This window comes from Nocardia carnea (assembly GCF_029868325.1).
Lineage (GTDB): Bacteria > Actinomycetota > Actinomycetes > Mycobacteriales > Mycobacteriaceae > Nocardia > Nocardia carnea_C.
In genome coordinates this window covers 77867-90623 of record NZ_JARWNW010000096.1, presented here as the reverse complement: position 1 = coordinate 90623, position 12757 = coordinate 77867, and the positions used below count along the sequence as shown (strand labels likewise).

General features: G+C 68.7%; 10 protein-coding genes. 6 read left to right on the top strand and 4 right to left on the bottom strand.

What is annotated here, in order from left to right; genetic code table 11:
• Window positions 1-23 precede the first annotated feature (23 nt).
• Window positions 24-467, bottom strand: a complete 444-nt coding sequence (locus QH196_RS06505) for a DUF3151 domain-containing protein (protein WP_280414837.1) — start codon at window positions 465-467, stop codon at window positions 24-26.
• A gap of 87 nt (window positions 468-554) precedes the next feature.
• Between QH196_RS06505 and QH196_RS06500 the strand changes: the two genes are divergently transcribed.
• The 5 genes from QH196_RS06500 (at window position 555) to QH196_RS06480 (ending at window position 7370) form a co-directional block, all read left to right on the top strand.
• On the top strand, window positions 555-2978 hold the full coding sequence (locus QH196_RS06500; protein ID WP_280414836.1) for an Rv0361 family membrane protein: 2424 nt from the start codon (window positions 555-557) through the stop codon (window positions 2976-2978).
• 92 nt (window positions 2979-3070) lie between these two features.
• A complete protein-coding gene (locus tag QH196_RS06495; protein WP_280414835.1) occupies window positions 3071-3367 on the top strand; it encodes an excalibur calcium-binding domain-containing protein in 297 nt (98 codons plus the stop codon).
• A gap of 88 nt (window positions 3368-3455) precedes the next feature.
• Window positions 3456-6056: a helix-turn-helix transcriptional regulator gene (locus QH196_RS06490; protein ID WP_280414834.1), complete on the top strand. Its 2601-nt coding sequence runs from the start codon at window positions 3456-3458 to the stop codon at window positions 6054-6056.
• Between the two features lie 121 nt (window positions 6057-6177).
• Window positions 6178-6795 (top strand): DUF3558 family protein, encoded by a 618-nt coding sequence (locus QH196_RS06485; protein WP_280414833.1) that lies wholly within the window; start codon window positions 6178-6180, stop codon window positions 6793-6795.
• Window positions 6796-7082: 287 nt separating this feature from the next.
• Window positions 7083-7370 (top strand): hypothetical protein, encoded by a 288-nt coding sequence (locus tag QH196_RS06480; RefSeq protein WP_280414832.1) that lies wholly within the window; start codon window positions 7083-7085, stop codon window positions 7368-7370.
• Between the two features lie 200 nt (window positions 7371-7570).
• On the opposite strand, the gene QH196_RS06475 is transcribed toward QH196_RS06480, so the two are convergent.
• On the bottom strand, window positions 7571-7795 hold the full coding sequence (locus QH196_RS06475; RefSeq protein WP_280414831.1) for a hypothetical protein: 225 nt from the start codon (window positions 7793-7795) through the stop codon (window positions 7571-7573).
• Window positions 7796-7855: 60 nt separating this feature from the next.
• On the opposite strand from QH196_RS06475, the gene QH196_RS06470 reads away from it, so the two are divergent.
• Window positions 7856-9361 carry a PLP-dependent aminotransferase family protein gene (locus QH196_RS06470; protein WP_280414830.1) on the top strand — a complete coding sequence of 502 codons (1506 nt, stop codon included), beginning with the start codon at window positions 7856-7858 and terminating at the stop codon, window positions 9359-9361.
• Window positions 9362-9422: 61 nt separating this feature from the next.
• Here the strand turns inward: QH196_RS06470 and QH196_RS06465 are convergent, their stop codons facing one another.
• Complete coding sequence (locus QH196_RS06465; protein WP_280414829.1) at window positions 9423-10622, bottom strand: acetate kinase; 1200 nt, start codon at window positions 10620-10622, stop codon at window positions 9423-9425.
• 26 nt (window positions 10623-10648) lie between these two features.
• On the bottom strand, window positions 10649-12721 hold the full coding sequence (pta, locus tag QH196_RS06460) for a phosphate acetyltransferase (RefSeq protein ID WP_280414828.1): 2073 nt from the start codon (window positions 12719-12721) through the stop codon (window positions 10649-10651).
• Window positions 12722-12757 lie beyond the last annotated feature (36 nt).

The window sequence follows — 12757 nt, the reverse complement described above, 5'->3', positions numbered from 1 at the left end:
GTCGCTCACGGGCGCGAAAACGTTCAGTCCAGACCGACTTCCCCGGCCGCCCGCGGATCACAATCCTCGAGCAGATCCAGGCAGCGGGCGTACTCGTCGGTTTCGCCGACGGCCCGCGCCGCTTTCGCCAAGGCCCCCACACTGCGCAGGAAACCGCGATTGGGTTCGTGCTCCCACGGCACCGGGCCGAAACCCTTCCAGCCGTTGCGACGCAGCAGATCCAGCCCACGGTGGTAGCCGGTACGGGCGAACGCGTAGGCGGCGACAACGTCGTGATTGATCGGTTCCGCGGCGTCCGCGGCGCGCTCCAGGGCGGCCTCGGCGAGCGCCGCCCAGGCGATCGAAGCGGCCGGATTCTCCGCGGCCACCTGCACCGGATCGGTGCCCGCGTCGAGCGCGTCTTCCGCATCGTGCAGTTCAGGAAGGAGTACAGGTTGCGGTCCGAGCAGATCACCGAACGAGGTCATGCGGTTCATTGTGCACGGCCACCGGGAATGCTCGATAGGCTGGCCTTCTACGTCACATTTTCTGTCTGCCAGCAACGAGGGGTACAGGTGCCGCACCCGACCGACGACGAGAAACCGACGCGCTCCGAATCCGGCCCCGGCTCGCCTACCGCGACGCCGGATGCCACGGACACCGGAACGCAGCTGTCGCAGGCAGCCGACGCGGTGACCTCCCGGATCCGCCGGTCACTCGGTCGAGACAGCGAGGCCGGTTCGGCTGACGAACCCGCCCCCGGGGAGAGCAACGCCCCCACCGAGGCCCTCCCGCGGGCGTCGGCAGCCGGCTCGGATGACACCGGGGCCGCGGGCGAGGCAGCGGAAGGTGAGGCCGAGACAGCGGCGATCCGGACCTCGTCCGCGGAGCAAGCGGGTGCCGCTGCCGGAGCCGGCAGTGAGTCTGCGGCGCCCGCGGCGGGCGATGAACCGGGGTCGGAACAGGGCGCCAGCGGATCGGAGGAAAAGACCGAGCGGGCAGATGTTTCCGCGGTAGATGCGAGTTCGGCCGAGGAGAGCGGTACCGGGCCGGCGGGCGGGAAGAAGGATTCGGGCAGCGGGCCGGCGGAGAATGACCACCCGCCCGCCGGCAAGACACCGACAGCGTCCGACCCCGTGAAATCTGCGAACGGCGCCGCGCCGGCGGCTTCCGGCGAATCGGCCGGCGCCGCGCAAGCGGGAGCAGGACGAGTTGCAGACGCACCGCCGGAACCCGCTGCGAAGGACGCCGACGGTAGCGCGGACTCGGGCCGGTCGGCCGGCACTCCGGACGATGACCCGGACTTCGACTCGGACTCGGATGCTGCGGAGCCGCGGCAGACTCCGGCACATGAGCCCACATCTACAGGCAAGGGCGCCGACGAGGCCGCTGGCGCTTCAGATGCCGAAGGCCGGGTCGATCCGGAATCGGCTGCTGAGAAGGAACACGACGATGCCGGCGCGGTCGAATCCGAGTCGGCAGCGCCGACCGAAGCCTTGAAGAAGGTGGCTGCCTCCGGCGGTGCCGCAGCCGCGGTTGGTGGCGCTGCCGTGGCGGCGAGCGCCGCGGGGATGTCTGCCGATACCGGTGAATCGGGAGCAGTTGCCGGAGTCGCGTCCGGTAGCGACGGCGATCCCGCGGAGCAGAGCGGTAACGGGGAGGATGCGCCCCGATCGGCGGAGGGGGAAGGTTCCGGCAAACCGGACGGCGCTGACGAGGCCGAGCTCAGCGGTGCCGGGAGTTCGCCGGAACAGGCCGACGGCAAACAAGGCGCGGGGCACGTAGGAGCTGCGGAGTCGGAGGCAGGTGCGGGGAGCCGCGAGGTCGGTGCGGAGGATTCTCCGGCGACGGTCGCCGGGGAAGACGATGCGGCGCGGCCGGCCGACGGGGGTGATCCGGGCAGTGCTGCCGAACAATCGGGTGACCGGCAGGCGGCGTCCGGCGGTGTAGTCGCGGACGGTTCGGAAACCGGTGCCGCAGCGGAAGGCGGCGAGGACGACCGGGCCGGCGCGGGTGACCCGGATGCGGAGGACCCAGCGGGTACGTCCGGCGAGTCCGAGCCGGGTCCGCACAACGGCGAGGCGCGGACGGTGGTGATTCCGCGGCAGCAGCGGCCGGACGAGGCGTGCACCGTCGCGATGCCGGAACAGAAACCGGACCCCGACGCCACCGCGCGGATCGATATGAACCAGGTGCGCAAGGCCGGCCGGCCGGGACAGCCACCGGGTGGCCCGCAGGGGCCCGCCCGGACCGATCGCGTCGGGCCGGGGGCGCCGGCGCTGTCGAAACCGCCCGCAACACCGCGGTCGCAGCCGGGTCCGAAACGACCCGGGCCGCAGGCGCCGGGCCGGCCCGAACAGCCCGCGCCGCAGCGTCCGGGTGGTCCGCCGCCGGGGCAGCGGCAGGGGGGCCGCCCGCAATCTCCGCCGCCGCGGCCGGGAACTGCGCCCTCACCGGCCGACCTGAAACCCACCGCGGCCGAACAGCGGGTCGCGCAGGCGCCGCCGCAGCGGGCCCAGCCGCAGCGGGTGGAACCGGCGCCGGCCCCCGCGCCGACACCGGGTGAGGGCAACAAGAAATGGCTGATCGCCGGTGGGGTCGCGGTGGCGCTTGTGGTCGCGTTGATCGCGATTCTGGTGGGCGCCGGGTCGGGTGACGATTCTCCGCAGGCCCGGATCAGCGCGGCCATCGGCGATTACACCGGTGCGCTGGAAAGCGGTGATCTGCCGGCGCTGCGTGATGCCACCTGCGGTGCGTTGCACGACTACTACCAGGGGTTGTCGGAGGAGCAGTTTGCCGGTGTCCATCGGCAGGCGGTGAGTGAGGGCAGTATTCCCGAGGTCACCGGTGTCGACGCGGTCAAGATCACCGATCGCACGGCCCTGGCGCAGGTCACGGTGCAGACCGAGGCCGATCCGGAGGAAACCACCCGCACCTTCGATCTTCAGGAAACCGATTCCGGTTGGAAGGTGTGCGACCCGCCCGCGGGCGCTCAGTAAGAGACGGCGCACGCGCGGCCGGGAACAAGGGTCTTTCACTTTTCCCGGCCGCGCGTGAGGATGGGAGTACCCCAGCATCAAGGACTCCCGTGATGAAGACACCCAGAACCCTCGCGCGCCTTGTCGTCGCCGGCTGCGCGCTGACCGCCCTGTCCGCGGCGCCGGCCGCCGCCGATACCCAGACCTCATCGAATCGGGTCGACGATTCGCATCCGCTGCCCGCGGATCGAGCGGACGAGGAGGCGGAGGACGACGAATATCCCTACTACATGAATTGCGTTCACGCCCGCAGCGAATCCCACACTCCGCTGTTCGCCGGGCAGCCCGGATACTCGTTTCGACTCGACGAAGACGGCGACGGTCTGGCCTGCGAAGTGGGCGAGAGCTGACCGGTTTTCAGGTCCGGTCCCGTAGCGACGGTGTCGCAGTCGACAGTTCGTCGCCGTTGCCCGGTAATGCGGCCTATACAGTAGAAAGATGGCTCGGAACTGGCCGATGATCGAACGGGCGAACGAGTTCGAAGCGATTCGCGCGACGCTCACCGGCTCCGATCACGTGGGCGCTGTACTCATCGGGGAACCCGGTGTCGGGAAGACCACCCTCGCGCGGCGAGCGGCCGAGGCAGGTGGCGGCAATATCCGCTGGGTGGCGGGAACCGAATCGGCGCGCAGTATTCCGCTCGGCGTGTTCGCGCATATGGTCGGTGTGTACACCGCGCACGATCCGGTGACCTTCATGGCCGCGGCCCGGGAAGCGTTGCTCGCCGACGGGCTCACCACCATCGGGGTCGACGACGCGCATCTGCTCGACCAGCTCTCGGCGACCCTGCTGCTGCAGTTGGCGATCGACAAGGCCGCGCGAATCGTCGCCACCGTGCGCGACGGTGTTCCGGTGCCGGACGCGGTGACCACGCTGTGGAAAGACGGCCATCTGCTGCGGATCCACCTGCCCCCGTTCACGCAGCAGCAGAGCGTGGACCTGGTGGAATCGATGCTGGGTGGGCAACTCGAGGGTTTCACCGCCAACCTGATGTGGGAGTCCTCGGGCGGTAACGCCCTGTTCCTGCGGCATCTGGTGGAGGGTGCGCTGGAGGCGGGTTCGTTGCGGCAGGTGAACGGGGTGTGGCAGTTGCGGGGGCGGGCCGCGGTCACCTCCGAATTGGCCGCGCTGCTGGAAGATCGGGTCGAGCAGCTGCCCGAATCCGTGCTGCGGGTACTGGAATTGCTCACCTTCTGCGAACCCGCCGATCTCGAGGTGATGGCGGAGCTGGCCGGTGAGGAGGCGGTGGAATCGGCCGAAAACGGCGGCGTGATCCGGGTGGTGGAGGACGGCCGCGATCTGGTGGTGCGGTACAACCATCCGCTGTTCGGTGAGGTGATCCGGCGCCGGCTGGGCATCGCGACCTCCCGGCGGTTACGCGGCAAGCTGTACTCCGCGCTCAAACAGCGCCGGATCAATTCCGCCGCCGATCGCATCCGGCTCGCCGAACTTGCCTTGGACAGCGATAAATCCGCTGACCTGGAACTGTTCGAATCCGCCGCCGAGGACGCGATCGGCTTGGCGAATCTACCGCTGGGCGAACGGTTCGCGCGGGCGGCGGTGGAACGCCGCGGCGGGGTGGAATCCGCGGACCTGCTGGCCCGGGCACTGCTGTGGCAGGGGCACCGCATCGAGGCCGAGCGGACGCTGGCCAGTTTCGACGCCGACGATCTCGACGAGGTACAGCTGGCCCGCTGGGGCAGTACCCGGGTGTCGAATCTGCTGTGGGCCATGGGCGATGCCGACAAAGCCGACGAGGTGCTGACGCTGGTGCGGTCGCGTATCACGCATCCGAAAATCGCCCTGATCACGACCGGCCTCGCCGCCGCCTGCGCGGTGAGCGAGAACCGGCTCGGCGATGCGCTGCGCGAATCCGAACAGGTGCTGCGGGCCGCGGACGGGCCGCCGTGGGCGGTGTGGTGGGCGGCCTTCGGTGGTGGGCTCGCGGCGGCGCTGCTCGGGCGCGCGGCCGAGGCAAGGGACTATGCGGAGCGGGGTCGCGCGGTGGAGCCGCATATCGACGGCCTGAACCGGTTCATGTCGACCCATGCCGAGGTGCTGGCGCTCGTCCTCACTGGCGACCTGACCGCCGCGGGTCACCGGGCCACCGAATACTTCGGGTATTCCGCGCCCGGCCAATACCTGGCGTGGGGGATGTCGAAGATCCTGCAGGGCACCGTCGATGTGGCGCACGGCCGGTTCGCCGCCGGTATCGACAATCTGGAGCAGGCACTGGCCGCGCTCACCGCGGAGGGTGCCGCCGCCTGGATGTTCCCCGCCCGGATCCGGCTCGCCGAGGCCTACGCGGCGCTCGGCCGCCCGGCCGAGGCCGCCGAATCGATCGCCGAAGCCGATGCCCGCGGCGGCCGGCACAGCGCCGTCTACGAACCGCAGCTCGAGATCGCCCGTGCCTGCCTGGCGGCGGCCGAGGGCACGGTCAGCACCGCCGTCGAGCGCGCGCTCCGTGCCGCGGACGCCGCCGCCCGCGCCGACCAGCACGCCGTGGAGGCACTGGCACTGCACACCGCCGCCCGGTTCGGTGCGGGGTCGGTGGCGCCACGGCTGGCCGATCTGGCGAACCGGGTGGACGGGCCACTGGTCCGGGCACAGGCGCGGCATGCGGTAGCACTGTCGCGGCGCGACGGCGCCGAGCTGGACGCGGCAGCAGCCGATTTCGAAAGCCTGGGCGCGCGGCTTTCGGCCGCCGATGCCGCAGCGCAGGCCGCCACCGTCCACGACCGGGCCGGCGATCGGCGACGACTACTGGAATCGGCCGCTCACGCCAACCGCCTGGCCGCCGCATGCGATGGTGCGTCGACCCCGGCGCTACGCGACGCCGCCCAGCCGCTCCCGCTCACCGCCCGGGAGCGGGAGATCGCGAATCTGGTGGCGGCGGGCCTGAGCAACCGGCAGATCGCCGACCGGCTCACCGTTTCGGTCCGGACGGTGGAAGGACACCTGTATCGGGCTTGCACCAAGCTCGATGTCACCGATCGGGAGTCGCTCGCCGCACTGCTGCGCGGCGAATCGGCCCTCTGAAGCCGACAGATCACCGGCGACCATCTTCTGGCCGATTGGGACTGCGGGGCCGACTGTCCTGGTTCTCCTCCCGCGTGATCACGCCGGTCTCGCGGAGGTCGGAAATAGTGCGGAGACACCGGTGCTCTGCTACTACGAACTGGTCATCGGCGGACGGGTTACGGGGATCGAGATGAATCTGAACGAAGCTGTGCCGGGCTTGTGCCTATTGATCGGGTTGCTACTGCTTCCCGTTGGATGCGGGGAACAAGCACCCGCAACGGAGTCGGCGCAACAGTCGATCCAGACATCCGCGGCCCCGACCACCGTGCCGATAGGTCCGGCGGTCGCGTGGGACCCTTGTACACTGCCGGATACCGCGCTTTCCGATACCGGCCTGGATCCGGACACCGCAAACGACGCCCTGGGCGACGACACGCTCATCGTCCAGGCGTGCTCATGGGAAGCGGACCCGCCGCGGTATTTCGTAGTCGTCTTATCCATTACCGAGTCGCCCTACGACAGGGCGTACTCGAAGAGCAGTGAGAACGGGCCAGTGACGACTATGCGCTTCGGCTCACGTCGCGCTTTCGCGGCTCCGGACACAGAAAGCGGTGGGTGTGACCTCGTTGTCGAGATGCCCTACGAGAGCCGGGCGGAGTTCATCGTCACGCCACGCTCGCCGATTGACCACAGCGAGGCGTGCTCGCTGATTCGCCGCCACGTAGAGGATCTGGAGCAATACCTTCCGACTGCGTAGACCAGCTCCGCCCTATACGTGCCGCGGGATCTCACCAGTCGGAGACCGTGGGCCAGACCCGGTGAAGAATTCATCGACGCCTGTTGGCTCGCGGTGTTCGGGTGTGGATCGTGTCGTCGAGCCCGCATCGCACCGGCGAATGACACGGAAGGGTGTCGTGCTGATTCCGTGAATGCGGCCAGGATCTCCGAAGGTGGCTGTGACGACGATCGGGCGTAGGTTCTGGCGGGGATCGGTTACGCTGACCGCTCGTCGAACACCCCGGGGGATGTGGAGGTGCGTATTCTATGGGCAGGAAATCCGCCGTCCGATTCGCCGCGACCGTATCGTTGTGCGCTGCGACTGCGCTGCTCTACGGGTGTGCGCAGGACGCCGGTAGCCACGCCACGGCCGCGGCTCCGGTGGCGGCGCAGGTGACGACCGAGACCCCGCAGGAGCGCAGTGTGCGTATCCGGGATGAGCTGGTGCGGCTGGGGTGCGATACCAATTCCTGTATCCAGACGTATTTCGCCTGTGAGGACGGTTTGCTGTCGGGTGAGTCGTGCGAGTTCTACCGTCAGCATCCCCTGAAGTAGCCGAAACCAGTCCAGTTGAAAAACTGGACTGGCAGGGTTCGGCGGGCTGTCGACAGTGTGTGCCGGATCGCGTCGCCGTCGGCCGCAGTCCGCCTCATGGGTCCGGCGGGCGGACTTGTCCGGGTACGGTTCGGGGGTCCCGGGCTCGGCCGGGGTTACCGGGTCAGGGGGCACGACCTCGGGTTTTCCGGGGTTCGGGTTCAGGTTGTCCGGGTGTGCAGCGCCGACGCTTCCCGGTGCGAGCGTGCGGCATTCAGGTCCCGGTATCCGCGCTCGGCGTCGTACCGCGTGAGCGATTCTTCGGTGACCGAACCGAGTGGCCGGTACCGCTCCAGTAATTCCGGTAGTCGCGATTCGGTGACCAGGTACTGGTGAGCGAAATAGACGAAGGTTCCCACTCCCACGAGCGCCACAAAGAGTGTCATGCTCCCACTATCACCCGAGTGGACTTGCCGATAAAGAGCCAATCGGTCGATACTGGACCTATGTCGACGAGAGTGCTCGGCGCCGCGGGTCTCGCCCGCGATCTGGGGCAGTGGCGCGGCCCGGACCCGGCATCCGCCGACGGGGGTGCCCGGCGTCCCGCCCGGCCTGCCTACCTCGCCTTGGCGGAGGGGATCCGGCTGCTCATCCACGACGGCCGGGCCCCGCTGGGAATCGCCCTGCCCAGTGAACGCGATCTCGCCGCCACCCTCGGGGTCAGTCGCACCACCGTCACCTCCACCTATTCGCTGCTGCGCGAACACGGTTACCTCATCACCCGGCAGGGCTCACGATCCACCGTCGCGCTGCCGCCGGCGATCGCGCACGACGGCAGCCGGGCCGGGCGCGGGATTCTGGCCACCATGGCGACGGGCGCGCAGCCCGCGGTCGACCTGACGTATGCCGCGATGACCGCGCCGCCGGAGATGGAAGACGCCTATTCTGTTGCGTTACAGGGCATTCCGTCGTACCTGAGCACGCACGGCATGGACCCGGTCGGTATCCTGCCGCTGCGCGAAGCGATCGCCCGCCGCTACACCGAACGCGGATTGCCGACCGGGGCCGACCAGATCCTGGTGACCCTCGGCGCCCAGCACGGACTGCGGTTGCTGCTGAACGTGCTGGCGCCGCCCTCGGCCCGGGTGCTCATCGACCACCCCACCTACCCGAATGCGATCGAGGCGATCCGGGATGTCGGTGCCCGTCCGGTGCCGGTGCCGTTACGTCTCGAGGATCCGGATTCGGCCTGGGATCTGGATGGTGTGCGCAGCGCCGCCCGGCAGACGGCGGCGAGCCTGGCCTATCTGGTGCCCGACCACAACAACCCGACCGGGTTCCTGATGGACGAGCCGGCCCGCGCCGAACTGGCGGCCATCGCCCGGGAGACCCGGATGACGCTGATCATCGACGAATCCATGGCGAACTTGTCGCTCGGCGACAGGGCCCCGGTCGCGCCGGTCGCCGCGTTCGCGAAGGGGCCCGAGGTGATCACCATCGGGTCGGCGTCCAAATCGTTCTGGGGCGGGCTGCGGGTCGGCTGGATCCGGACCTCGGAATCGCTGATCACCCGGTTACTCACCACCCGCGCGACCGTCGACCTCGGCACGCCGGTGATGGATCAACTCGCGGCGGTCCACCTGCTCGAACATGCCGAACCCATTCTCGCGCGGCGCCGCAAACTGCTGCGCGATCAGCGGGAGGCATTGCTGACGGCGATGGCCGAGGAGCTGCCGGACTGGTATGTGCTGCCCGGTGTGGGCGGAATGTCGGTGTGGGCGCAGCTACCCGCCCCCGTCTCGACCGCGCTGGCCGCCACCGCCCCCAATCACGGGGTGCTGCTGGCGGCGGGCCCGCGGTTCGGGGTGCAGGGCGCGTTCGAGCGCTTTCTACGCCTGCCCTATACGAACCCCGAACCCGAACTTCGCCGGGCCGTAACGGCTATTGCGGCCGCCTACGAAGGCCTGGGGCCACGAGCCGGTGACCAGTTGCAGCCGCTCACCTGCTATTGACCCTGAAAACGTAGCGCGACGACCATCCGGCCTGCACGGCCGATCCCCGGTACGGCACGATTCACAAATTCGCGGTAACCGAGACCGCGGCGCGCGCGATGGCCAGTTCCTCGTTCGTCGGGACCACCAGCACCTGCACCGGGCATTCCGGTGGGGAGATCCGGCGGGGTTCGCGAGATTTCGCGGTGTTGAGTCCGGGATCCACCACGATCCCGAACCGGTGCAGCCCGGCCAGGGCGTCCGCACGCACGTCGGGGTTGTTCTCGCCCACGCCCGCCGTGAACGTGATCGCGTCGACCCCGCCCAGGTCGATCAGGTAGGCGCCGAGATAGTGGCGCAGGCGGTGCACATAGACGTCGTAGGCCGCGCGTGCGGTGGTATCGCCGGCGTCGATCCGGCGGCGCAGTTCCCGGAAGTCGTTGACTCCGGCCATCCCGCGCAGCCCCGACCCGCGGTTGAGCAACCTGTCGATACCGTCGACGTCCAGATGCGCCGTCCGCATCAGGTGCAGGATTATCCCCGGGTCCAGATCGCCGGACCGGGTGCCCATGACCAGGCCCTCCAGCGGGGTCAGCCCCATACTGGTGTCGACCGGGCGTCCGCCGCGCAGAGCCGATGCCGAGGCGCCGTTACCCAGGTGGAAGACGATCTGGTTCAGCGTTTCCGGTGGGCGGCCGAGGAATTCGGCGGCACGACCGGAAACGTATTCGTGGGAGGTGCCGTGGAAGCCGTAGCGGCGGATCCCGTGCGTTTCGGCGACCTGGCTGTCGATCGCATAGGTTTTCGCTGCGGCCGGCAGACCGTGGAAGAACGCGGTATCGAACACCGCGACCTGCGGGGTATCGGGCAGCAGTTCGCGCACGGCCATGATCCCGCGGATATTGGCCGGATTGTGCAGCGGCGCGAGCGTGCTCAGCTCGCGCACCGTGTTCAGGACCGCATCGTCGATCAGGGTGGGCCGGTAGAAGATTTCGCCGCCGTGCACGACGCGATGGCCCACCGCGGTGATCCCGGCCGTGGTGAGATCGTCGCCGGCCTCGGCGAATTTGGCGAAGGCCAGGCGTAACCCGGCGGTGTGGTCGGGGATCTCCTGCTGCTCGGTGAGTGTCCGATCACCGGCGGTGTGCTCGATCGCGCCGCCTTCCTCACCGATCCGCTCGACGAGACCGGAGGCGATGATCGTGCCGGAATCCGGTTCCATCAGCTGGTATTTGATCGAGGACGAACCCGAGTTGACCACGAGTACGCGAATCGGTTCCACCGCCGTCTCCTGTCCGCTGGACCGCGTCACTGCTGCTGCGCCTGAATGGCGGTGATGGCCACCGTGTTCACGATATCGGTGACCAGCGCGCCCCGGGACAGGTCGTTCACCGGTTTACGTAGACCCTGCAGCACCGGCCCGATCGCGACCGCACCCGCGCTGCGCTGCACCGCCTTGTAGGTGTTGTTGCCGGTGTTCAGGTCGGGGAAGATGAAAACCGTGGCCCGCCCGGCCACTTCGGACCCGGGGAGTTTGGCGTCGGCGACCGTCGGTTCGATCGCGGCGTCGTATTGGATGGGCCCCTCCACCAGCAGTTCCGGCGCCCGTTCCCGGACCAGTGTGGTGGCGACCCGCACCTTGTCCACATCCGCGCCGCTACCGGATTCGCCGGTGGAATAGGACAGCATCGCCACTCGCGCATCGATACCGAAACGGGCCGCGGTGGCTGCCGAGGATATGGCGATATCGGCCAGCTGCTCGGAGGACGGGTCGGGGACGACGGCGCAGTCGCCGTAGGCGAGCACCCGGTCGGCCAGGCACATCAGGAACACACTCGAAACCGTCGAAACCCCCGGAACGGTTTTGATGATCTCGAAGGAAGGCCGGATGGTGTGGGCGGTGGTGTGCGCTGCACCGGACACCATGCCGTCGGCGAGCCCGCGATGCACCATCATCGTGCCGAAATAGGAGATATCACCGACTGTTTCGCGGGCCCGCTCGAACGTCATGCCCTTGTGTTTACGAAGTTCGGTGTATTCGCGGGCGAAATCCTCGAGGTGTTCGGAAGCCCGTGGGTCCAGCACCTGCGCGCCGGTGATATCCACCCCGAGTTCCGCGGCCCGGGCCCGGACGGCCGTCTCGTCACCCAGGATGATCAGATCGGCGACCTTGCGTTGCAGTACCCGCCCGGCCGCGCGCAGCACCCGGTCGTCGTCGCCCTCGGGCAGCACAATGGTTTTGCGATCCGCGCGGGCGCGTTCGATCAGCTGGTATTCGAACATCTGCGGTGTCACCACGCTGGTCAACGGCACCTCGAGCCGGCGCAGGAACTGTGCGGCATCCACATGGGTTTCCATCAGCGCGAGCGCGGTATCCACCTTGCGCGGATTGTCGGCGGACATCCGGCCGCGGGTGCGATGCGCGACTCCGGCGGTGTCGTAGGTGCCCGAAGCGGTGGTCAGGATGGGTAATCGGGGTTTGAGTCCGGTGATCAGCCGCGCGATCGCGGGATGGGGGAGCAGGCCGCCGTTCATGACGATCCCGGCCATCGATGGGAAACTCTCCGCCTCGTGCGCGTTCACCACACTCAGCAGCACATCGGACCGGTCGCCCGGCGCGATCACCACGGCGCCGTCGAAAAGCCGTTCCAGAATGTGTTCGGCGGTCATTCCGCCCACCATCACACCCAGCGCCTCGCGATGCAGGAGTTCGGGGTCGCCGCTGTACATCTCGCCGTCCAGCGCATCCCGCAGCTCGGCCATGGTGGGCGCGATCAGCAACGGCACCTCCGGCAGGCTCCAGCGCGGGACACCGAATCCGGCGAGCCGCTCCCGCACCGGTTCGAGATCGTCCGGCGCGCAACGGTTCGCGATGATCGCCAGCAGCTGCGCGTGCTCGCTCGCCAGTTCCGCCGCGCACAGCTCCGCCAACTGTTCGACCTCGTCCGGCGACCGCTGCGCCCCCCGCACCACCAGCAACACCGGCGCGCCCAGGTTCACGGCGATCCGCGCATTGAACCGCAGCTCACTGGGGCTGGCCACATCCGTGTAGTCGCTGCCGACGATCACCACGGCATCACAGGCCGCTGCCACCTCGTGGTATCGCATGACGATTTCGGAGATCGCGGCGTCGGGGTCGGCGTGGACCTGCTCATAGCTCACCCCCACCGCCTGCTGATAGTCGATATCGACGGTGCTGTGCTCGAGCAGCAGTTCGAGAATGTAATCGGGTTCGGACACCGACCGGGTGATCGGCCGGAAAACCCCCACGCGCGCGGTGGTCGCGCACAACATCTGCAGCACCCCGAGCGCCACGGTCGATTTCCCGGTATCACCCTCGGGCGATGCGATGTACACACTGGACGCAGCAACCTCGGCCATGGGCCGAGTCTATGGGCGCACCCCTGGTGTGCGCGG

Excerpts from the sequence above, each read along its gene's own strand:
- QH196_RS06505 (WP_280414837.1), bottom strand. The coding sequence starts at position 467 with ATGACCTCGTTCGGTGATCTGCTCGGACCGCAACCTGTACTCCTTCCT.
- QH196_RS06495 (WP_280414835.1), top strand. The coding sequence starts at position 3,071 with ATGAAGACACCCAGAACCCTCGCGCGCCTTGTCGTCGCCGGCTGCGCG.
- QH196_RS06490 (WP_280414834.1), top strand. The coding sequence starts at position 3,456 with ATGGCTCGGAACTGGCCGATGATCGAACGGGCGAACGAGTTCGAAGCG.
- QH196_RS06480 (WP_280414832.1), top strand. The coding sequence starts at position 7,083 with ATGGGCAGGAAATCCGCCGTCCGATTCGCCGCGACCGTATCGTTGTGC.
- QH196_RS06475 (WP_280414831.1), bottom strand. The coding sequence starts at position 7,795 with ATGACACTCTTTGTGGCGCTCGTGGGAGTGGGAACCTTCGTCTATTTC.
- QH196_RS06470 (WP_280414830.1), top strand. The coding sequence starts at position 7,856 with ATGTCGACGAGAGTGCTCGGCGCCGCGGGTCTCGCCCGCGATCTGGGG.
- pta (WP_280414828.1), bottom strand. The coding sequence starts at position 12,721 with ATGGCCGAGGTTGCTGCGTCCAGTGTGTACATCGCATCGCCCGAGGGT.